The organism is Jatrophihabitans sp. (assembly GCF_036389215.1).
GTDB lineage: Bacteria > Actinomycetota > Actinomycetes > Mycobacteriales > Jatrophihabitantaceae > Jatrophihabitans_A.
Genome location: NZ_DASVQG010000044.1, coordinates 1 through 20,525, shown reverse-complemented (window position 1 = coordinate 20,525; position 20,525 = coordinate 1). Strand labels below are relative to the sequence as shown.

Here is a 20,525-nt window from a genome sequence, read left to right as displayed (position 1 = left end):
GGACCGCCGGGGGAGCCGGCCTGCAGGGTCACGGCCGGACCGGTCGGGACTGCACCTCGCGCATCCAGGCGGTGATCTCATCCGGCTGGCGGGGCAGCCCGCCGGACAGGTTCACCGGCGCGCCGTCGGTGACCAGGACGTCGTCCTCGATCCGGATGCCGATGCCGCGCCACTCCGGTGGCACCGAGAGGTCGTTGGGCTGGAAGTACAGGCCGGGCTCGACGGTGAGGACATAACCGGCGCCGAGCCGGCCGTTGCGATAGGTCTCGTCCCGGGCGGCCGCGCAGTCGTGCACGTCGATACCGAGCATGTGGCTGACCCCGTGCAGGGTGTAGCGGCGGTGCAGGCCCGCGCCGGGTGCCTCGACGTCGGTGGCACACGAGACGTCGGCGGTCACCGGCAGCACACCCCAGGAGTGCAGGTGATCGGCCAGCACCCACATCGCGGCCCGGTGTGCGGCGAGGAAGTCCGCGCCGGCCTTCACCTCGGCGATGGCGGCCTCCTGCGACTCCAGCACCGCGCCGTAGAGCTGGCGCTGGGTGTCGGTCCAGGTGCCGTTCACCGGCAGGGTGCGGGTGACGTCGGCGGTGAACAGCGAGTCCACCTCGACACCCATGTCGGCCAGCAGCAACTGCCCGTCGGCCAGGTCACCGTCGTCACGCCACCAGTGCAGGGTGGTGGCGTGCTGGCCGGCGCCCACGATCGAGCTGTACCCGACCTCGTTGCCCTCGTACCGGGCCCGCCGCCAGAAGGTGCCCTCGAGCCACCGCTCGCCGCGCCGGCCGCCCCCGGCCAGCACCGTCGGCAGTTCGGCGGCGACATCGGCGAAGCCGCGCGCGGTCGCGTCACAGGCAGCCTGCAGCTGGCTGACCTCCCAGTCGTCCTTGATCAGCCGGAGCTCGTCGAGAACCTGCTCCAGCCGGCCCGCCTCAGCGCTCGGCAGCAGGGCGTCGACGGCCGGGTCGACGCCGCGCGGGGCCAGCACCGGCCGGCCGCGATGGGCTTCGAGGTCGCGCCCGAGCTCGGACAGCGGCCGGGTCGCGACACCCAGCACCGCCCCGGTGTCGGCGACGCTGGGCACGTTGCCCACCCAGAGCGCGCCGTGCACCCGGTTGGTGAAGTAGCCGGGAGTGCCGGGGCCCTCGTACTCGCGCACGTACAGCGCGGCGGTGTGGCCGGAGTCCGGACCGGTCCCGGACGGGGCCAGCACCAGCACCGCGCCCTCGACCGTCTCACCGGTCAGCCAGGTGAACGCCGACCAGGCCCGGAAGGCGTAGTCGGTGTCGTTGGAGCGCACCTTGAGCACGCCGGCCGGGATGACCACCAGCTGGCCGCCGAAGGCCGCCGACACCGCGGCCCGGTTGCGGGCGAACGTCGCCGCGCCTGTCGACGGCGTCCCGCCCCGGCTGGCCGGGTGCGGCATCGCGGGCGCGGGGTCCCAGTTCTCGGCCATCGCCTTGGCCAGCCCGGCCGGCAACGGGAGGTCGTGCGAGGTGATGCCCTCCGCCGTGCCGGGGGCGGTTTCGGAAGCCGGTTCAGCGGCTGCCGAGTGCGGTGACGTCTCGTTCGCAGCGGTCATGACCGCGATTCTAGGGGCTATCCAGGCGTCATGACACCGACGTGGAGAACGCTCGGCCCTCCTGATCCACCACGACACAGGTTCTTATGGCGGGGCAGGAGATCGCGCCGCGAGCCGAGGGGTCTCCCAGGGGGGAGGCAGGTCCCCACGCTGTCCCGTCGAAGGTCGTCACGCCGTTCTCGCCAAACGCGGCACAGAATGCCGAACTGCTGCAAGACACCACATCCCACCCCCAGGTGGGCAGCTGTCGAGACGACCATGCGGTGCCGTCGTAGGTATGCGAGACCTCGAGGCCGTCGAGCGCCATGCAGAAGGTCGGGCTCGGGCACGAGACCGTGGACAGCGTCTCGTCGCTCACACGCGTGGCACCAGACCATGCCGTGCCGTTGAACACGAAGGCCTTGCTGTAGTCCGTGGCCACGCAGAAGGAGGTCGTCGCGCACGAGACACTGGTCAGGGTGTCGCTGCCGGCCACCGAACGGCCAGCGGACCATCCTGTGCCGTTGAAGGTGTACGCGAGGTTGTCATGGGTGACGCCGAGGCAGAATGACGGCGAGACGCAGCTCAGACCGGTGAAATGGTTGCGTGCCGGATCGGCATGCGCCGTCCACCGGGCACCGTCCCAGGTCCAGCTGCCGCTCGCGTGGATCGGCACTGCGAGGCAGAAGCTGGCAGACGTGCAGGAAACCAGCCCCGGGCCGAAGAACGGATCTACGTTGTGGGTCACTTGCATCGGAGCAGACCATGCGCTGCCGTCGAAGGTGTAGGTGTTGCTTCCATCCGCGGTCATACAGAAGTTGATGGACGGGCAGGAAACCGACCACAGGATGCCCTGGTAAGGCAGGACGGGCGTCGGCCCTGACCAGGTGGTGCCGTTGAACCGGTAGTTGTCGCCGTCGTCGGCGAACGCCGTGCAGAAGGTCGGCGAGCCGCAGGATGCGACAACAGCCCCTTCGGCTGCCAAGGCGGAAGGGCCACTCCAGGAGTTCCCGTCGTAGACGTACGTGCTCGAGTCCCCGAAAGCCAGGCAGAACGCCGTACTGACGCAGATGATCGGATCCAGAGGGACATCCGGAGCACCGGCCTCAACGATCGTCTGGGGATCGGACCAGGTTGTGCCGTTGAACGTGGTCACCTGCCCATTGCCGGCCCCGGCCACACAGAACTGCGCCGAGACGCAGGAGACGGAGTGGAGGTCAACTGCTCCCGAGCCGATCTGGCCGTAGCGAGTCCAGGTTGCTCCATCGGCGGAATGGGCCGCGACCCCGTCCGGGCCGACCGCCACGCACAAGGTAGTCGTGGGGCAGGACACGCTTTGGAGCGCATAGGAAAGGTTGGTCAGCTGCTCGGTCCACGACGCGCCGTTGAACACTACGAGGCTCCCACCACCCCTCATCAGGACACAGAACGTTTGCGAGGCGCACGACAGCGACATCTCCACGCCGAGGGCCGTTTCCAGTTGTGTGTGGCCCCAGCTGCCGGAGCGGAACGTTTCGATATGCCCGTCCGCATTCACGGCAACACAGAATGTGGTGGTAGGGCAGTCGATGACATCAGCCCCGTCTCCTATGTGTTGCGGGGTGCTCCAGGTGCTTCCGTTCCAGCTGAAGGCGTTGCCGTAAAGGTCGGCGGCCATGCAGAAGTTGACAGCGGCACACGAGACGACCGGTTCACCCTGCACGTGAGCCACCTGCTGCTCGGTCCAGGGCAGAGGCGCTTCAGAGCGGTAGTAGGCGGTGAGGTCGGCGACGACCTGGACGGTGCCGGCGGAGCCGTTGTAGAGGGCGATGCTGCCGTCGGCGCCGACGGGGAGCACGACTTCGTTGGCGATGGCCTGTCCGGCACCGAAGTTGATGATCGAGGTGCGGGGGCGGGTGGTTGCGCTGGCCCAGCCGGTCAGGTAGCCGGGCTGGGTCGCTGACACGGTGATGATGTTGACGAGCACGGCTGAGACGCCGCCGGGCGGCACCCCGCCGACGCCGGCGACCTTGACGGCCAGCGTCGCGCCGGAGGCCAACGGCGCCTCGGCCGCGCCGGTCCCGGACCGGGTGTCCAGCACCCGGGTCGAAGGCAACGAACCGAACGCACCGGCCGCCGACGGCGCTCCGGAGCGGTAGTAGCCGGCGACGTCGGCGACGACCTGGACGGTGCCGGCGGAGCCGTTGTAGAGGGCGATCTTGCCGTCGACGCCGACGCGGAGCACGACTTCGTTGGCGATGGCCTGGCCGACACCGAAGTTGATGATCGAGGTGCCGGGTTGCTCGCTCTCGTTGGCCCAGCCGGTCAGGTAGCCGGGCTTGGCCGCCGACACGGCGACCACGTTGACGAGCACGGCTGAGACGCCGGCGGCCGGCACCCCGCCGACGCCGGTGACCTTGACGGCTCGGGTCGCGCCGGCTGGCAGGGGCGCCTTGGCCGCGCCGATGCCGGACCGGGTGTCCAGCACCCGGGCCGAGCGCAGCACACCGAATGTCCCGGCCGCCGACGGCGTTCCGGAGCGGTAGTAGCCGGCGAGATCGGCGACGACCTGGACGGCGCCGGGGGCGCCGTTGTAGAAGGCGATCTTGCCGTCGCCCCCGACGGGGAGCACGACTTCGTTGGCGATGGCCCGGATGGCCGGGAAGTTGATGATCGAGGTGCGGGGGCGGGTGGTTCCGCTGGCCCAGCCGGTCAGGTAGCCGGGCTTGGTCGCCGACACGGCGACCACGTTGACGAGCACGGCTGAGACGCCGGCGGCCGGCACCCCGCCGACGCCGGTGACCTTGACGGCTCGGGTCGCGCCGGCTGGCAGGGGCGCCTTGGCCGCGCCGATCCCGGACCGGGTGTCCAGCACCCGCGTCGAGGGCACCACACCGAACGCACCGGCCACCGACGGCGCATCGTTCAGCGCTGTGAGAGCGGGTGATCTGGGGGCAAGCAGCGCCGGCGACTCGACGCGGTTCGCTGCCTGTGCTTGCCGGGGGGTGATAGCCGCGACGCAGACCAGCAGCGGGACAGCTATCCACGAAAGGCCTATCCGAGCAGGCATGAGCGGCCTCCGTTATTAGATTGTCAATATGCATCCTCACACGAAATTCAAACAGGGGCAAGAAGGGCCGTCAAAGTGGGGACAGAGTGCGGGGCCGGGCGGCGCCCGCGATGTGCGACTAGCGTATGGCCATGCCGACCGAACTGAATTCCACGACGATCCGGACCGCCCCCAAGGTGCTGCTGCACGACCACCTCGACGGCGGGCTGCGACCGCAGACGATCATCGACCTCGCCGCGGGGATCGGCTACCAGAAGCTGCCCAGCACCGATGCCGGGCAGCTCGGCCAGTGGTTCATCGAGTCGGCCAACTCCGGTTCGCTGGTGCGCTACCTGGAGACCTTCGACCACACCGTGGCGGTGATGCAGACCCGGGAGGGCCTGCACCGGGTGGCCAGCGAGTGCGCCCAGGACCTGGCCGAGGACGGCGTCGTCTATGCCGAGATCAGGTGGGCGCCGGAACAGCACGTCAACGACGGGCTGAACCTGGACGAGGTGATGGAGGCGACCCTGGAGGGTTTCGCCCACGGCATGCAGGCCGCCTCGGAGAAGGGCCAGTACATCCGGATCGGCTCGCTGGTGACCGCGATGCGCCACGCCGCCCGGTCCCGCGAGATCGCCGAGCTGGCGGTGGCCTACCGCGACCGGGGCGTCGTCGGCTTCGACATCGCCGGCGCCGAGGCGGGATTTCCGCCCACCCGGCACCTGGACGCCTTCGAGTACCTGCGGCGGGAGAACTTCCACTTCACCATCCACGCCGGCGAGGCCTTCGGCCTGCCCTCGATCTGGGAGGCGATCCAGTGGTGCGGCGCGGACCGGCTGGGACACGGCGTCCGGATCATCGACGACATCAAGGCCACCGGGCCGAGCCTGGAACACCAGGTCGCCTCGGTGGAGATGGGCCGGCTGGCGCAGTACGTCCGGGACAAGCGGATCCCGCTGGAGATGTGCCCGTCCTCGAACCTGCAGACCGGCGCGGTGTCCTCGATCGAGGAGCACCCGATCGGGCTGCTGCGACGGCTGCACTTCCGGGTGACGGTCAACACCGACAACCGGTTGATGAGCGGAACGTCGATGACCCGGGAGATGGCGCTGCTGGTCGCGGCCTTCGGCTACACCTGGACCGACCTGCAGTGGCTCACCATCAATGCCATGAAGAGCGCCTTCATCCCGTTCGACGACCGGCTGGCGATCATCAACGGCCAGATCAAGCCGGGCTACACCGCGCTCAACCTCTGAGCCTTTGACCCGCTGAGCCGCGCCGGCCCGCTGAGCCGTGCCGGCCCGCCGAACCCGCTCAGACCGGGATCGCCAGCTCGGTGGCTCGTCGCAGTGGCCGGCGCACCGCGAGCCCGGCACTGATGTAGGCCACGGCCTGGAACGAGATGACCGGCACGATCCCGAACCGGCTGGCGAGCCCGCCGGCGCAGACGGCACCGACCAACATGCCCGCGCCTTCGATCGCGCCGACCGTCCCGAAGATCCGGCCACGGTGGCGGTCGGCCACGGCCGACTGGAACAGGCTCATCAGCGCGGCGACGATCAGGGCGCCGGGCAACCCCACCAGCAGCATCAGCACGACCCCCGGCCAGACCGTCCGGCTGAGGAGCGGGTAGCAGAACAGCGCGGCGTCCAGTACCCCGAACGACACCGCGGCAGCCACGAACAGCGGACCGATCCGGAACCGGTGAGCGATGGTTGCGGCCACCAGACCGCCTGCGATACCACCGGCCGCCTGCGCGGCGACGATCACCCCGTACGCCCCGGCGCTGCCGTGCAGGGTGGTGCGGACGAAGGGCGCGAACAGAGCCCCCACCACACCCTCGCCCAGGCTGGTCACCGCCGTGAAGAGCAGCAGCACCCTGAGCACGGCCGAGCGTGCTGCCAGGGCCATGCCCTCCCGCCACTCGCGGGCGACCGCCACCACCACCGAGCCGGCCGGCCGGGCCGCCTCGCCGGTCTCGGCACCGCGGGCGCCGGCCGGGCGCCAGCCGATCCCTGCCAGCAGCGCCGCGGCCAGCAGGTAGGTCGCGATGTCCAGGCACACCAGCCCCACCAGCCCGGCCGAGCCGGCCAGGATGCCGCCCGCGGCCGAGCCGACCAGCCGCGAGGCGTCCCGGGCCTGGCTGTTCACCGCGTTGGCCGTGATCAGCGTGTCGGGGGTGACCAGCAGCGGCACGATGGCCGCCTCGGCCGGCACGAAGAACTGCGCCAGCATGCCCTCGGCGAAGGCGACGGCGTAGATGATCCACACGTCACCGGCAGACCGGACGGCCAGCAGCGGGAGCAATCCCGCTGCCAGCGCGAGGTTGACCGCGACCATCGTCCGGCGGCGGTCCCACCGGTCGACGAAGACCCCGGCGATCGAGCCGAGCACGAGCTGCGGTACCAGTGAGGAGGCCAGCAGCAATCCGGAGGCGACGGTCGAACCGGTCAGCACGTAGACGTGGTAAGCCAGCCCGACCCGCAGCGCCCAGTCGCCACACAGCGACACCAGGGCCGCGAGGACCGTCCGCCGGTAGTCCCGGTTACTGGCGACCAGTCGCCACAACAGCCGCACCGGGTCAGCCCCGCCCGGCCGGCCCGGGCAGCGGCACGCCGATGACGGTCAGGTCGACCACGAGCGCCCCTTCCGGGCTGTCGGCCGGCTGCGAGCCGACTGCGCCGCCGGCCGCAACGCCGCCGGTCGCAACGCCACCGGCCGGAACGCCGCCGGTCGCCCCGCCGCCGGTCGCCCCGCCGCCCGCCGGGCGCCGCCGCGCATAGGGCTCGAGCAGTGCCTCTATGGCCGCGGTGATCCCGGCCAGTTCCTCGGCCGTGAGGTACAGCAGGTGCTGGGACAGGCCGCTGTGGTCGTGCCAGCGCGGTTCCTGGTGGCGCCGGCGCTGCCAGGCGTGCAGGTGGCGCAGCGCGCGCTCGGCGAGCACCTGTTCCAGCAGGTCGGCAGCCGCGGCACCGTCGGGCTCGGTCTCGGCTCCCAGCCACGACACCGAGGTCTCGGTGATCTGCCAGGGCCGGTCCCGGTCGTTGCGCGCCGGAGCCGGCTCGACGAAGCCGTACTTGGCCAGCTGCCGCAGGTGATGCGACGCCAGGCCCTGGCTGGTACCGAGTTCGCGGGCCGCCTCGGCGGCGGTGAGCGGCCCGTGGACATCGAGCAGGTCACGCAACTGCAACCGCAAGGGGTGGGCCAGCGCCCGGATGGCGATCGGATCACGCACCGTCCGGCGCTGGGCGACGGCCGGTCCGGTCGATGCTGTCGAACTCGATTCCAAAGACACGCTTGGAATGTAGCCGCCGGGTCTGCCCGATATCAAGCGAGTGCTTGAAATGACCGCGATAGCCAGGGGCGAGGCAATGATTGCGGAACGATACTGCGTGAATAGGACGGCTACCGAGGCTCAGTGGATCGCATTCGCTATCGACGGAGTCTGGAAAGTATGACCAGTGAGGCAGTCGGAACCGGCCGGCATTCGGAGGTGCTGTCCGAGGAGCGGGCCGGTGACGTGGACGCGCTACCGTGCTCGCTGGCTCAGCAGCGGATGTGGCTGCTGGAGCAACTCGGCGACGAGGCGACCTCGTACAACGTCGCATTCCCGCTGAAGTTCACCGGGCGCTTCGACCGCGCCGCGGCCGCGCACGCGGTGACCGAACTGGTCCGGCGCCACGAGATGCTGCGGACCACCTTCGAGCAGCGCGACGGGCAGCTGCTGCAGCTCATCCATCCCGCCGGGCCGGTCGAGCTCCGCGGGCCGGTGGACCTGTCCGGCGAGCGTGACCCGGCGGCCAGCCTCGACGCCCGGCTGCAGGCAAGCCTTGCTGAGCTGTTCGACCTGCGGCGTGAGGTGATCCGGTTCGTCACCTACCGGCTCGGCCACGACGTCCACGTGCTGGTCGCCGTGGTGGATCACATGGTCTGCGACGCGTGGTCGGGCACGGTCCTCATCCGTGACATCGCCGAGCTGTACCAGGCCCATGTCGCCGGCCGGACCCCGAACCTGCCCGAGCTGGCGGTGCAGTACGCCGACTACGGGGAATGGCACCGGGAGTGGATCGCCGGTGAGACCAGCGAGCGCCAGCTGCGCTACTGGCGTCGCGAGCTGAGCGAGCCACCGCCACGCATCACCCTGCCGGCCAGGACCAGCCGTGGCCAGCGCCGGTCCTCCAGTTACCTGGGCACGATTCCCGACGACCTCGGCCAGCGCCTCGGGTTGTGGGCGCAGGGCCAGAACTGCCCGCTCGCGGGGGTGCTCTTCGCGGGCTTCTCGGCTCTGCTGGCCCGCTATGCCGGCCAGCAGCAGCTGCTGATCGGAACGCTGGTGGCCAACCGCCCCCGGCCCGAACTCGAGAACCTGATCGGCTTCTTCACCAACACCGTCGTCCTCCGGGCCGACCTCGACGGCGACCCGACCGTGGAGGAACTGATCGGCCGGGCCCGCACCACGTGGCTGGACGCCCAGCTCAACCAGGACGTGCCGTTCGATGACGTCGTCAAGGAGCTGAAGCCGTCGCGCAGCCCGGACCAGCAGCAACCGTTCTTCGACGTCATGTTCCAGGTGGTCGAGTCCAACCCGGCCGACCTGACCGGCGGCGACTGCGCCATCGAACTGGTCGAGCCCCAGTCACCGGCAGCCCCGGTGGATCTGGAGCTGGCCGTCTTCGCGGTCGGGCACGCGCTCTCCACGGTGTGGGACTTCGACGCCGGCCTGCTCAGCGAGCAGGTCGTGGAGGGCATGCACCGGCACTTCCTGCGGTTGCTCGACAGCATGCTCAGCCAGCCCGGTGCGCGGCTCAGCGAGCTGAGCATGCTGAGCGAGGCGGAGCAGGCAGCGCTGCTGCGCGGCTCAGGAGTTACCGACCCCGGCTCCGGGGTTACCGGCTCCGGGCCGTCAACCGCCGGCCCGCTGGCGCACTCCTACTTCCAGGAGCAGGCGGCCCGCCAGCCGGACGCACCCGCCCTGGGCACTGAGCACCAGCACCTCAGCTACGGTCAGGCCGACGCGCGAGCCAACCGGCTGGCCCGGCTGCTGCTGGCCGCCGGCGTCGGGCCGGGCCAGCCGGTGGCGGTCTGCCTGCCACCCGGGGCGGACCTGGCCATCAGCTTCCTGGCGGTGCTCAAGGCGGGGGCGGTGTACGTCCCGATCGACCCGAGCTACCCCGAGGAGCGCATCAGCAGGGTGCTGGCCGCGGCGGCGCCGGCGGTCGTGATCGCGGACGCGGGCTCGGCAGTCCCATCGCCGGGTGCCGGCGTCCGGATCATCGTCGAAGCCGAGAGCCAGGCCGAACTGGCTGACCTGCCCGGCACCGCGCCGGAGCTGTCGAGCACCCCGGCCGACACCGCGTACGTGATCTTCACCTCTGGCTCGACCGGCGTGCCCAAGGCGGTCGCGGTCTCCCACCGTGGGGTGGCGACCATCGTCGCCGAGCAGCGCCGGCTCTTCGAACTGGGCCCGCACGACGTCATGTTGCAGCATGCCTCGCCGGGTTTCGACGCCTCGGTGTTCGAGATGCTGATGGCCTTCGGCGCGGGCGCCCGCCTGCATGCCGCGGCCAGTGGCAGTGACCGGGCCGACCTGGGCCGGACGCTGATGGAGAACCGGATCACGGCGGCGACGGTGTCGCCGTCCGCGCTGGTCGGGGTCACCGCCGACCAGGTCCGCAACGTCCGAGTCCTGACCGTGGCGGGGGAGCAGTGCCCGCGCGCGGTGGCCGAACGGCTGGCGCCCGGTCGCCGCTTCTTCAACCTCTACGGCCCCACCGAGGCGACCATCTGGTCCACCGTCTTCGAGGTCGACGGGGCTGACCGCGGCGAGGGCCCGGTGCCGATCGGCCGCCCGGTCACCGGGGTTCGCTGCTACGTCCTGGACCCGATGGGCAACCTGGTGCCTCCCGGGGTGTGGGGCGAGCTGGTCATCGGCGGCCCGTCGGTGGCCCTGGGTTACCTGGGGCAGCAGCGCCTGAGCGCCGCGAAGTTCCGCCCGGACCCCTGGGGTGAGGACGGTGACCGGGTCTACCTGAGCGGGGATCGGGCGCGCTGGGACTCCTCCGGCGACCTGGAGTTCGGTGGGCGGCTGGATCGCCAGGTGAAACTGCGCGGTCACCGGATCGAGCCGGGCGATGTCGAGTCGGCGTTGCTGGAACACCCGGCGGTGCAGCAGGCATTGGTGCTGGTCAGCGAGCAGGACGCCGCCGGCTCGGGCCGGCTGCTGGCGTTCGTGGCCTGCGCCTCCGGCGTCGAGCCGGCCGAACTCAGCGCATGGTGTGAGGCCCGGCTGCCGGGCTTCATGGTGCCGACCTCGATCCACGCCCACGCGGCCTTTCCGCTCAACTCCCACGGCAAGATCGACCAGGCCGCACTGCTGGCGCTGGCCGGCCAGCAGGAGGAGGCCCCCGCCGCGGACCTGCCCAGGCCGGGACTGGAGGAGTTCATCGCCTCGGTGTGGGCCGAACTGCTGTCCAGGGAGCAGATCTCGCGCTCGTCGAACTTCTTCCAACTCGGCGGCCATTCGCTGCTGGCCACCCTGCTGGTCACCAGGCTGCGCGACGAACTCGACATCGACATCCCGGTGCGGGCGCTGTTCGACAACCCCACCGTCGCCGGTTTCGCCGACGCGCTGGTCGTGATCGAGAGCCGGGCCGACCAGTTGAGCCGCTGACCACCACCGAGTCGCCGAACGAAGGGAACAAGCGCCGCCATGTTCAAAGTCGTGCTGAATGCCGAGGAGCAGTACTCCCTGTGGCCACAGAGCAAGCCGAACCCGCCGGGCTGGACCGACGAGGGCACCGTCGGCACCGAGGAGGAGTGCCTGGCGCGTATCGAGCTGGTCTGGACCGACCTGCGGCCCCTCAGCGTCCGCACCCGGATGGGTGCCGCCTGATCTCGGCCACCGGGCTGCTCTGAGGTACTGGACCAGCCCTTCAGAAACACCTACCCGGGAGGACAGCGGTGCAGTTACCAGACCACGGCCATGACCCGGCCAGGGCCGCGGCGGAGCAGCGGTTGCTGAGCCGGCGGGCCGGCCGGGCGAAGGCCCGCCCGGCTCGGGACGCGATCGAACCGGCCGAGGGCGGCCAGCCGGTTCCGCTGTCCTGCGGCCAGGAGCGGTTCTGGCTGGTCAACCAGCTCGCGCTGGGAACCGCCGAGGCCGGCGCCGGCAACTTCGCCTTCTGGATCAGGCTGCGGGGCCGGCTCGACGAGCCGGCGCTGCGTGCCGCGATCACCGAGCTCGAAGCCCGGCACGAGGTGCTGCGTACCGTCGTCGGCCAGGCTGACGGCGGCCTGCACCAGCACGTTCTGGCGCCGGCGGCGGCCGAGCTCGCCGTCGAGGAACCGAGCGGTCCGGACCCGGCGGCGGCTGCCTGGCAACGTGCCGAGGAACTGGCCCGCGAGGAGTTCGACCTCGCCGCTGACAAGCCGATCCGCTGGACGCTGCTGCGGTTGGGCGCCGAGGACCAGGTGCTGCTGATCCGGATCCATCACGTCGCCGCGGACGGCTGGTCCGAGGCCGTCCTCAACACCGAGCTGTCCGCGCTGTACGCGGCTGCCGCCCTCGGCAGCACCGCGGCGCTGCCCCCGTTGCCGATCCAGTACGGCGACTATGCGCGCTGGCAGCGGGACCGGCTCGCCTCGGGCAGCTTCGCCACCGAGCTCGAGGAATTGCGCGAGGCGCTGGCCGGCGCCCCGCCGGTCACCGACCTGCCCTACCACCGCCGGCAGCTCGCCGAGGACGCGGCCCTGGGTGAGGTCGCGCAGCTGCCGGTTCCGCGGGAGTTGCTGACGGCCGCCCAGGAGATCTGCCAGCAGCGCGGGATGTCGCTGTTCATGGTGTTGCTGGCCTGCTATGCCGGAATGCTGCACAGGTACACCGGCCAGGACGACCTGGTGGTCGGCGCCCCGGTGGCCGGCCGCGGCCGCCCGGAACTCGCCGGACTGGTGGGTTTCTTCGTCAACACCGTCCCGATCCGGCTGGACCTGGCGGGCGACCCCACCCTGGACGAGCTGCTGGACCGGACCCGGAACCGGTCGCTGGCGGCGCTGGCGCACCAGGACGTCCCGATCGAGGTGCTGGTGGAGGAGCTCGGCCTGCCGCGCGAGCCGGGCCGCCATCCCCTGGTCCAGACGATGCTGCAGGTCCACAACACGCCGACCTCGGAGGTGGAGTTCCCGGGCCTGGTGGTGGCTGAGCGCAAGCAGGTCTTCAGCGGCACATCGGCTGTCGAGCTGACCGTCTCCTTCCTGCCGGGCGAGGACGGCCTGGAGGCGCTGTGGGAATACCGCGGCGACCTGTTCGACCGGGCCACGATCCAGCGGCTGCATGCCGACCTGCTCCGGATACTGGCGCGGGCCGGGTCCGATCCGGCGACCCGGCTGGGACAGTTCGAGCTGATCGACGAGCCCGAACGGCAGCTGCTGCAGGCCTGGTCCACCGGACCCGCGGCGCAGCTGCCGCACGGGACCGTCCTCGACCTCGTCCAGGCGGCAGCTGCCCGGGCACCCCAGCAGCCGGCGCTGGTCTGCGGGCCGGAGACCGTCAGCTACGCCGACCTCGATCAGCGGTCCAACCGGCTGGCGAACCACCTCATCGAGCGGGGGATCGGCGAGGAGTCCGTGGTGGGGCTCTGCCTGGAACGCGGGGCCGAATTGATCGTCGCCATCCTCGCCGTGCTCAAGGCCGGTGCCGGCTACCTCCCGCTGGACCCCGACTATCCCCCGGAGCGCCGGGACTACATGGTCACCGACGCCGGAGCCCAGTTGGTGCTCAGCAGCGGTGAGCTGATGGCAGGGGTCGACGGCGTGTCGACGCTGCGCCTGGACTCCGACCACGCCCGGTCAGCGATCGCGGCGGCACCGGCCACCGCGCCCGGCCGGGTGCTGGATCCTGCTGGGCTGGCCTACGTCATCTACACCTCCGGCTCGACCGGCAAGCCCAAGGGCGCCGCCGTCGATCACCGGGGCCTGCTCAACTACATCAGCTTCGCCGCGGCCTGCTACCCGATGGGCACCGGGCCGGGTGCGGTGCTGCACTCCTCGATCAGCTTCGACCTGACGGTGACCTCGGTGTTCCTGCCGCTGACCCGCGGCGGCCGGATCTCGGTCATCGCTGAGCGCCAGCCGCTACCGGCGCTGGCGGAATGGCTGGCCGAGCCCGACCGCCCGCTCGGCTTCCTCAAGTTGACCCCGGCGCATTTCCGGGCGCTGCTGCCCCAGGACGCTGACAGTTCGAGCTCCGCGACGGCAACCCGGACGGCCGAGGTGGCCAGCTTCGTCCTGGGCGGCGAGGGGCTGCCCGCCGAACTGGTCGCTCCGTGGCAGGCAGCCTTTCCACGGGCACTGTTCTTCAACGAGTACGGACCCACCGAGACGGTGGTCGGCTGTGCCGTCCAGCGCTACGACGCCGCCACGATGCCGGCCGGCATGGTGCCGATCGGGCGGCCGATCCAGAACACCGAGCTGCACGTGCTGGACGCGGCCGGCAACCGGGTGCACCCCGGCGTGGTCGGTGAGCTCTACGTCGGGGGCAGTGGGGTGTGCCGCGGCTACCTGGGCCGGCCCGGCCTCACCGCGCGGATGTTCGTGCCGGACCATCTCAGCGGCCGGGCCGGCGCCCGGCTCTACCGCACCGGGGACCTCGCGCGCTGGGACGCCGACGGCGTGCTGCACTTCATCGGCCGCGCCGACGACCAGGTGAAGGTTCGCGGCCACCGCGTCGAGCTGGGCGAGATCGACGCCGCGTTGCGCGCCTGCGCCGGGGTGGCCGATGTCGTCACGGTGCTGCGCCGGGAGCCGGAGCAACTGGTCAGCTACTACACCGGCGAGGCCGATGCCGGTGAACTGACCACTCTGGCGTTGCTCACCCGGCTGCGTGCCACGTTGCCCGCGCCGCTGGTGCCCGACGTGCTGCACCAGTTGCCGTCACTGCCCATGACCAGCGGCGGAAAGATCGACCGGGCCCGGTTGCCCGAGCCGCGGTCGCACCAGCACCTGTACTGCGGTGACCAGCACGACGATGACCGGCACAGCGAGGACCGGCACAGCGAGGACCGGCACGGCGATGACCAGCACGGCGATGACCGCAACGGCGATGACCGCAACGGCGATGACGGCAACGGCGATAACCGGCACGGTGGTCGGCGCCGCCAGGTCAGCGAGCCGGTCAACGCCGTGGAGGCCACGATCTGCCAGCTGTGGGCAGCCGCGCTGAACCTCGACCAGGTGGGTACCGACGAGGACTTCTTCGCACTGGGCGGCCACTCCATGCTGGCGGCCGCGGTGGTGCGCGAGGTCGGCCGGACCTGGCCACGGCTGCCCGCCCAGAGCCTGCTGCGGTCGATGTTCAACGCCCCCACCGTGCGGGCGCTGGCCGGCCAGGTGATCGAGCTGATGGCACAGGCACTCTCCCAGCCACCGGTCGACGCCGGCCTCCGGCCGGCACCGGAGATGCCCGCCGGCCGACGGCCGGCACCGGAGATGTCGCAGGGCCAGCGCGGCATCTACTTCCTGCAGCAGCTCGAACCGGCCGGCTTCGAATTCCTGGTACCGCTCGCCCTGGAGCTGCACGGCGACTGTGACCGGGCGGCACTGCGCAGGGCGCTGTCGCGGCTGCGCGACCGGCATCCCGCGCTGCGTACCAGGTTCACCCTCACCGACAGCGGCCCGCAGCCCAGCGTGGACCCCCCGGGGCAGGGCATGGCAGTGGCGATCAGCGACCTCACGGCCCTGACTCCGGACGCCGCGCGGCAACAGCTGGCCGACTTGATCACCGAGGAGTCCCGTACGCCCATCGACCTCGCGGTAGGGCCGATCGTCCGTGCCCGGCTGGTCTGGCTGGCCGCCGACCGCCAGGTGCTGATCCTGGTCACCCATCACATCGTCACCGACGGGCGTTCGACCGAAGTCCTGCTGGCAGACCTTGCGGCGCTGTACGAGGCGGAGCGGTCCAGCACGGCGGCGAGCAGCACGGCGGCAGGCAGCACGGCGGCAGGCAGCGCGGCGGCGAGCATCGATGAGGCGCCGGCGGAACCGGTGCCGGCCGAGCCGGACGAGGCCACCCGCGCCGGTGACCTGGCGTACTGGAAGCAGGAGCTGGCCGGACTGCCCGACCTGGAGCTGGCCACCGACCGGCCGCGTCCGCAGGTGCGCTCAGGCCGTGGCGCGAGCGTCGGCCTCCGGCTGCCGGCCGCGACGTCGGAGCTGGTCAGCGACCTGGCCCGCCAGCACGCCACGACGGAATTCGCGGTGCTGCTCGCCTCCGTCTGGCTGCTGATGGCACACCAGTCGGGCCAGCGCGACTTCGCCGTCGGCACCTCCTCGGCGCTGCGCGACGCCGGGTCGGTGGGCACGGTGGGCCTGGGTATCGAGCAGGTGCCGCTGCGAGCCCGGCTGGCAGGTGACCCCAGCTTCGCCGAGGTGCTGCTGCAGGCACGCGACCAGTCCCGGGAAGCCCTGGTCCGGCAAGGGATCTCGTTCGCCGAGATCGTCCGCGAGCTGGCACCGGCCCGTGACCTCAGCCGCACGCCGCTGTTCCAGGTGGCGCTGGAGTTCGCCCTGCCCGGCGTCGATCCAGCCCTGTTCGACGGCCTCCGGACGATCGAGGTAGCCGTGCCGGTGACGGTCTCCAAGTACGACCTGACGTTCACGGTGGCGCACTCCGGCGATCGGCTGGCAGTCGAGGTCGAGTACGCGCTGGATCTCTTCGACCGGGCGAGCGTGGAGCGGATCGGCGCGGCTCTGATGAGCCTGCTGGGCGCCGCGACGGCCGACCCGGAGGCCAGCATGAGCGCGCTGCTGGCCGGCATCGCCGACACCGTGGCAACAGCGGTCGCCGAGCCGGCCGGCCGCGAGGCCGACGACGGCACCGGTGAACCACCCGGTGACCAGGATCCGGAGCCGGAACTGATGGCGGTGCTCGGGCAGGCTTGGGCCGGCGTGCTCGCTCGCCCCGACATCGGCCCGGACGACGACTTCTTCCAGCTCGGGGGCGACTCGTTGCTGGCGCTGCGGCTGGTGTCGCAGCTGCGGCGGATGTTCGGCGCGGAACTCCCGCTGGAACTGATCTTCCGGTATCCGACGCTGCGGCAGCTGGCGCCGGAGATCGAGCGCGCGGTGATGGCCGAGCTGGACGAGCTCAGCCAGGCGGAGACGGCGGATGCGGTGCGGCCGGCATGAGCGCCACGACGGACCTCTCGGACCCCTCGCTGTACTCCGACGGCGACCCCGAGGCTGCCTGGGACGGCCTGCGCTCACACACCCCGCTGGCCTGGATCCCCCGCGAGCAGGGTGGCTACTGGGCGGTGACCGGCTACGAGCTGGCCCGCGAGGTGCTGCGTGACCATGAGCATTTCTCCTCCGAAGGTGGCATGCGCCTGGATGCCGACCCCCGCTCGGTGGCCGCCAGCGCCGGCCGGATGATGATCGTCACCGACCCGCCCCGGCACCGGGCGATCCGCCGGACCATGAACAGCGGCTTCAACCCGCGCACCCTGCGCCGGATCGAGGCCAGCATGCGCCAGGTCGCCCGCGCCGCGATCGAGGAGGCGCTGGAGCGCGGCGAGTGGGACCTGGTGGAACTGGCCTCGTCCCTGCCGGTGGCAGTCATCTGCGACCTTCTCGGCGTGCCGGAGAAGGACCGGGCCTTCATGCTGCAGGCGACCCAGGCCGCCTTCGCCGTGGACGAGGGCAGCAGCAGCGACCCCCTCGACGCCGTCGAGGCGCACACCGCGTTGCTGGTCTACTACTCCGGCTTGGTACGCCAGCGTCGCAAGGAAACCGGCGACGATGTCATCAGTGCCATGATCAACGGCTCGGTCGACGGCGCGGCGCTGGACGACGTCGAGATCTACCTCAACTGCGACGGCCTGATCTCCGGCGGCAACGAGACCACCAGGCATGCGACCGTCGGCGGCCTGCTCGCCCTGTACGGCGACCCGGCGCAGCTCCGGCGGCTGCGCGAGGACCGGTCCCTCATTCCCGGCGCGGTGGCCGAGGTGCTGCGCTGGACGAGCCCGGCCCTGCACGTGCTGCGAACCGCCACCTGCGACTACGAACTCGCGGGGCAGCAGATTCGCCAGGGGCAACCGGTGGCGGTGTGGATCGCCGCCGCCAACCGGGACGGGGCGGTCTTCGCGGACCCGGGGGTGTTCCGGATCGATCGTCCGGACAACCGGCACCTCAGCTTCGCCACCGGCGCGCACACCTGCATCGGCGCGGCCCTGGCCACCGCCGAACTGCAGGTGATGATCGAGGAGATGCTCGACCGGGTCGCCGACCTGGAACCGCTCGGCCCGCCGGTCAGGTTGCGCTCCAACCTGATCTGGGGTTACCGGTCGGCGCCGGTACGGGTGGTCGCCCTGGAGAACCCTCCACCGCAGAGCAAGGATCACCAGTCCTGATGACGACACAGACCGAGTCCACCGACGCCGCTCGGCGCGCGGCTTTCGCGCGCCGGCTGAGGGCCGCTGCCACCCAGGCCGGCTCCGGCCCCGAGGCGATTCCCCGCGGCGGGGACGGGCCGGTGCGCCAGTCGCGGGCCCAGCACGAACTCTGGATCCAGGACCACTATCTGGAATCCAACGCCCTGTACAGCGTTCACCAGGCCAGCATGCTGCACGGCCCGCTGGACGTCGCCGCGCTGAGCGGCGCCGTCGAGGCGGTGGCGGCCCGGCATGACGCGCTGCGGATGAGCTTTCCTGACGAGTCCCAGGTCGTCGTGGCCGGGACCCGCGCGCCACTGGACTGCCTGGAGGTGGCCGGCGGCACCGAGTCCGAACGCCGGCAGGCCGGCCTGGACATGCTGCGGGCGGCGATCGCCGAGCCCTTCGACCTCCGCGCCGGGCCGCTGATGCGGGCGCTGCTGCTCCGGCTCGAGCCCGACCGGCACCTGCTGCTGCTGAACCTGCATCACAGCGTCACCGACGGGCTGTCGCTGGGCTTGCTCTACCAGGAGCTGAGCGAGCTCTACGCGGCCGCCGTCTCCGGCCGGGCACCGAAGCTGGCCGAGGATCCCCTGCAGTACAGCGATTTCTGCCGGTGGCAGGCGCGCCGGGGCGACCCCGCGGCGAGCCTGGACTACTGGCGGGAGGCGCTGCGCAACATCGAGCCGATCCTCGAGCTTCCTGCCGATCGCCCGCGGCCGGCCGAGCAGTCCCACCGCGGGGCCGTTGTCAGCACCCGGATCGAGGGCCGGCCGGCCGCTCGGCTGCGCCAACTCGCCGGCCAGCACGGCACCACCCTGGCGACCGCGCTGCTGTCGGCCTTCGCGGTGGTGCTGCACCGGCGCAGCGGCCAGCGCAGCTTCGGTGTCGGGTCGATGGTCTCCGGCCGCATCCACCCCGAACTCGACGAGGTGGTCGGGCTCTTCGCGACCACCGTGGTGCTGGGCGTCGACCTCCGCGAGCCGGCCGACTTCGCCACCTTGCTGCGCCGCCAGCACCAGGTCGTCACCGGGGCGATCGCGCACCAGGACGTGAGCTTCGCCGATGTCGTCGAAGCGGTGCGCCCGCCTCGTGAGGTCAGCAGGAACCCGCTGTTCCAGGTGCTCTTCCAGCACGAGAGCGGCCTGGACGCCGACATCGAGCTGCCCGGGCTGGAGGTCGAGGCGGTCGAGCTGGACGCCGGGCAGGCGAAGGTCGACCTCGGCCTGTTCACCAGCGACCGCGGCCCCGACGGCATCGAGCTGCACCTGTCCTACGCCAGCGACCTCTACGACCCGTTGAGCGCACAGGCGATCCTCGACCAGGTCAAGCGAGTGACCGGCGCCGCCTGTGATGATCCCGGTTGCCCGATCGAGTCGCTGGACCTGATGCCCGAGCAGCAACGCCGGAGCGTGGTGGACGGCTGGAACGCCACCGAGATGGACTACCCGGACAGTGCCTGCGTGCATGAGCTCTTCGAGCGGCAGGTCGATGCGCACCCTGATGCGGTGGCGATCCGGCACGGCGGGACGCAGGTCAGCTACCGGGAGCTGGACCGCCGCGCCAACCAGATCGCCAACCGGCTTCTGGAACTGGGGGTGCGCACCGAGAGCCTGGTCGGGCTCTGCATCGAGCACAGCGTGGGCATGTTCGCGGCCCTGCTGGGCATCCTCAAGGCCGGCGCCGGCTACGTCCCGCTCGATCCGGAGCATCCCCGCGATCGGCTGGACTACATCCTGCAGGACACCGACGCCCGGGTCGCGCTGGCCAGCCGCTCGGCGTCGGCAAGCCTGCCCGAGGGCATCACCACGATCCTGGTCGACAGTCCCGAGCTGGCGTTGTGCAGCACCGAACGCCCGGCGGCACCGGTCAGCTCGGAAAACCTGGTCTACGCCATGTACACCTCGGGTTCGACCGGGCGCCCCAAGGGCGTCCTGATCAGCCACCGGGGCCTGGTCAACTACCTGTGGTGGTCGATCGACGGCTACGGCCTGGCCGGTGAGCACGGTGCGCCGATGCTGGGCTCGATCGCGTTCGACCTGTCGATACCGAACTTCCTGCTGCCGCTGATCGGCGGCAAGGACGTGAGCGTGCTGACCGAGGAGGACCGCAGCCTGGCCGGGCTCACCGACCTGCTGGTGCAGGACCAGGACTTCAGCCTGCTCAAGATCACGCCGGCCCACCTGGACGTGCTGCGCGGCAACCTCGCCCTGCGTGAGGAGCCCGGTGCCCCGGTCCGTTCGGTCCGGACGTACGTGGTCGGTGCTGACGAGGTGAAGGCCGAGACCGTCCGGGCCTGGTCGGCGCTGGCGCCCGGGTCCCGGATCATCAACGAGTACGGCCCGACGGAGACCGTGGTCGGCTGCTCGGTGTACGAGGTGCCGCGCGAGCATGACCTGCGCCAGCGGGTCCCGATCGGGCGCCCGATCGGGAACACCACGATGTACGTGCTGGATCCGCAGCTCAACCCGGTGCCGCCGGGCGTGGTCGGCGAGCTGTTCATCGGCGGCCA

The 20,525-nt window shown here is 71.2% G+C and carries 10 protein-coding genes; 6 read left to right on the top strand and 4 right to left on the bottom strand.

Annotation, left to right across the window (positions count from 1 at the left end):
- Positions 1-28 precede the first annotated feature (28 nt).
- Entirely contained in the window at positions 29-1,579 is a 1,551-nt protein-coding gene (locus tag VF542_RS01990; protein ID WP_408650030.1) for an aminopeptidase P family protein, read from the bottom strand.
- A gap of 28 nt (positions 1,580-1,607) precedes the next feature.
- Positions 1,608-4,448, bottom strand: coding sequence for a hypothetical protein (locus VF542_RS01985; RefSeq protein ID WP_408650029.1), 2,841 nt, complete (start codon positions 4,446-4,448; stop codon positions 1,608-1,610).
- A gap of 290 nt (positions 4,449-4,738) precedes the next feature.
- Here VF542_RS01985 and VF542_RS01980 point away from each other — a divergent pair, with 290 nt between their 5' ends.
- Positions 4,739-5,845 carry an adenosine deaminase gene (locus tag VF542_RS01980; protein ID WP_408650028.1) on the top strand — a complete coding sequence of 369 codons (1,107 nt, stop codon included), beginning with the start codon at positions 4,739-4,741 and terminating at the stop codon, positions 5,843-5,845.
- A 58-nt stretch (positions 5,846-5,903) separates the two neighbouring features.
- Here VF542_RS01980 and VF542_RS01975 read toward each other — a convergent pair whose 3' ends face one another.
- Entirely contained in the window at positions 5,904-7,166 is a 1,263-nt protein-coding gene (locus tag VF542_RS01975; protein ID WP_408650027.1) for an MFS transporter, read from the bottom strand.
- Between the two features lie 4 nt (positions 7,167-7,170).
- Positions 7,171-7,884 carry a helix-turn-helix domain-containing protein gene (locus VF542_RS01970; RefSeq protein ID WP_408650026.1) on the bottom strand — a complete coding sequence of 238 codons (714 nt, stop codon included), beginning with the start codon at positions 7,882-7,884 and terminating at the stop codon, positions 7,171-7,173.
- 159 nt (positions 7,885-8,043) lie between these two features.
- Between VF542_RS01970 and VF542_RS01965 the strand changes: the two genes are divergently transcribed.
- The 5 genes from VF542_RS01965 to VF542_RS01945 form a co-directional block, all read left to right on the top strand.
- Positions 8,044-11,259: a non-ribosomal peptide synthetase gene (locus VF542_RS01965; protein ID WP_408650025.1), complete on the top strand. Its 3,216-nt coding sequence runs from the start codon at positions 8,044-8,046 to the stop codon at positions 11,257-11,259.
- 39 nt (positions 11,260-11,298) lie between these two features.
- The gene (locus tag VF542_RS01960) at positions 11,299-11,481 is read left to right on the top strand and encodes an MbtH family protein (RefSeq protein WP_408650024.1); all 183 of its coding nucleotides are present in this window, start codon (positions 11,299-11,301) and stop codon (positions 11,479-11,481) included.
- A gap of 68 nt (positions 11,482-11,549) precedes the next feature.
- On the top strand, positions 11,550-16,769 hold the full coding sequence (locus tag VF542_RS01955) for an amino acid adenylation domain-containing protein (RefSeq protein ID WP_408650023.1): 5,220 nt from the start codon (positions 11,550-11,552) through the stop codon (positions 16,767-16,769).
- Positions 16,766-17,992, top strand: coding sequence for a cytochrome P450 (locus tag VF542_RS01950; protein WP_408650022.1), 1,227 nt, complete (start codon positions 16,766-16,768; stop codon positions 17,990-17,992). The genes VF542_RS01955 and VF542_RS01950 overlap by 4 nt, the downstream gene beginning before the upstream one ends.
- The coding region (locus VF542_RS01945; protein ID WP_408650021.1) for a non-ribosomal peptide synthetase at positions 17,992-20,525 on the top strand (2,534 nt) is incomplete at its 3' end. The genes VF542_RS01950 and VF542_RS01945, both read left to right, overlap by 1 nt.

Bases quoted from the DNA above. Each gene is read 5' to 3' on its own strand.
- VF542_RS01990 (WP_408650030.1), bottom strand. From the start codon at position 1,579: ATGACCGCTGCGAACGAGACGTCACCGCACTCGGCAGCCGCTGAACCG.
- VF542_RS01980 (WP_408650028.1), top strand. From the start codon at position 4,739: ATGCCGACCGAACTGAATTCCACGACGATCCGGACCGCCCCCAAGGTG.
- VF542_RS01965 (WP_408650025.1), top strand. From the start codon at position 8,044: ATGACCAGTGAGGCAGTCGGAACCGGCCGGCATTCGGAGGTGCTGTCC.
- VF542_RS01960 (WP_408650024.1), top strand. From the start codon at position 11,299: ATGTTCAAAGTCGTGCTGAATGCCGAGGAGCAGTACTCCCTGTGGCCA.
- VF542_RS01950 (WP_408650022.1), top strand. From the start codon at position 16,766: ATGAGCGCCACGACGGACCTCTCGGACCCCTCGCTGTACTCCGACGGC.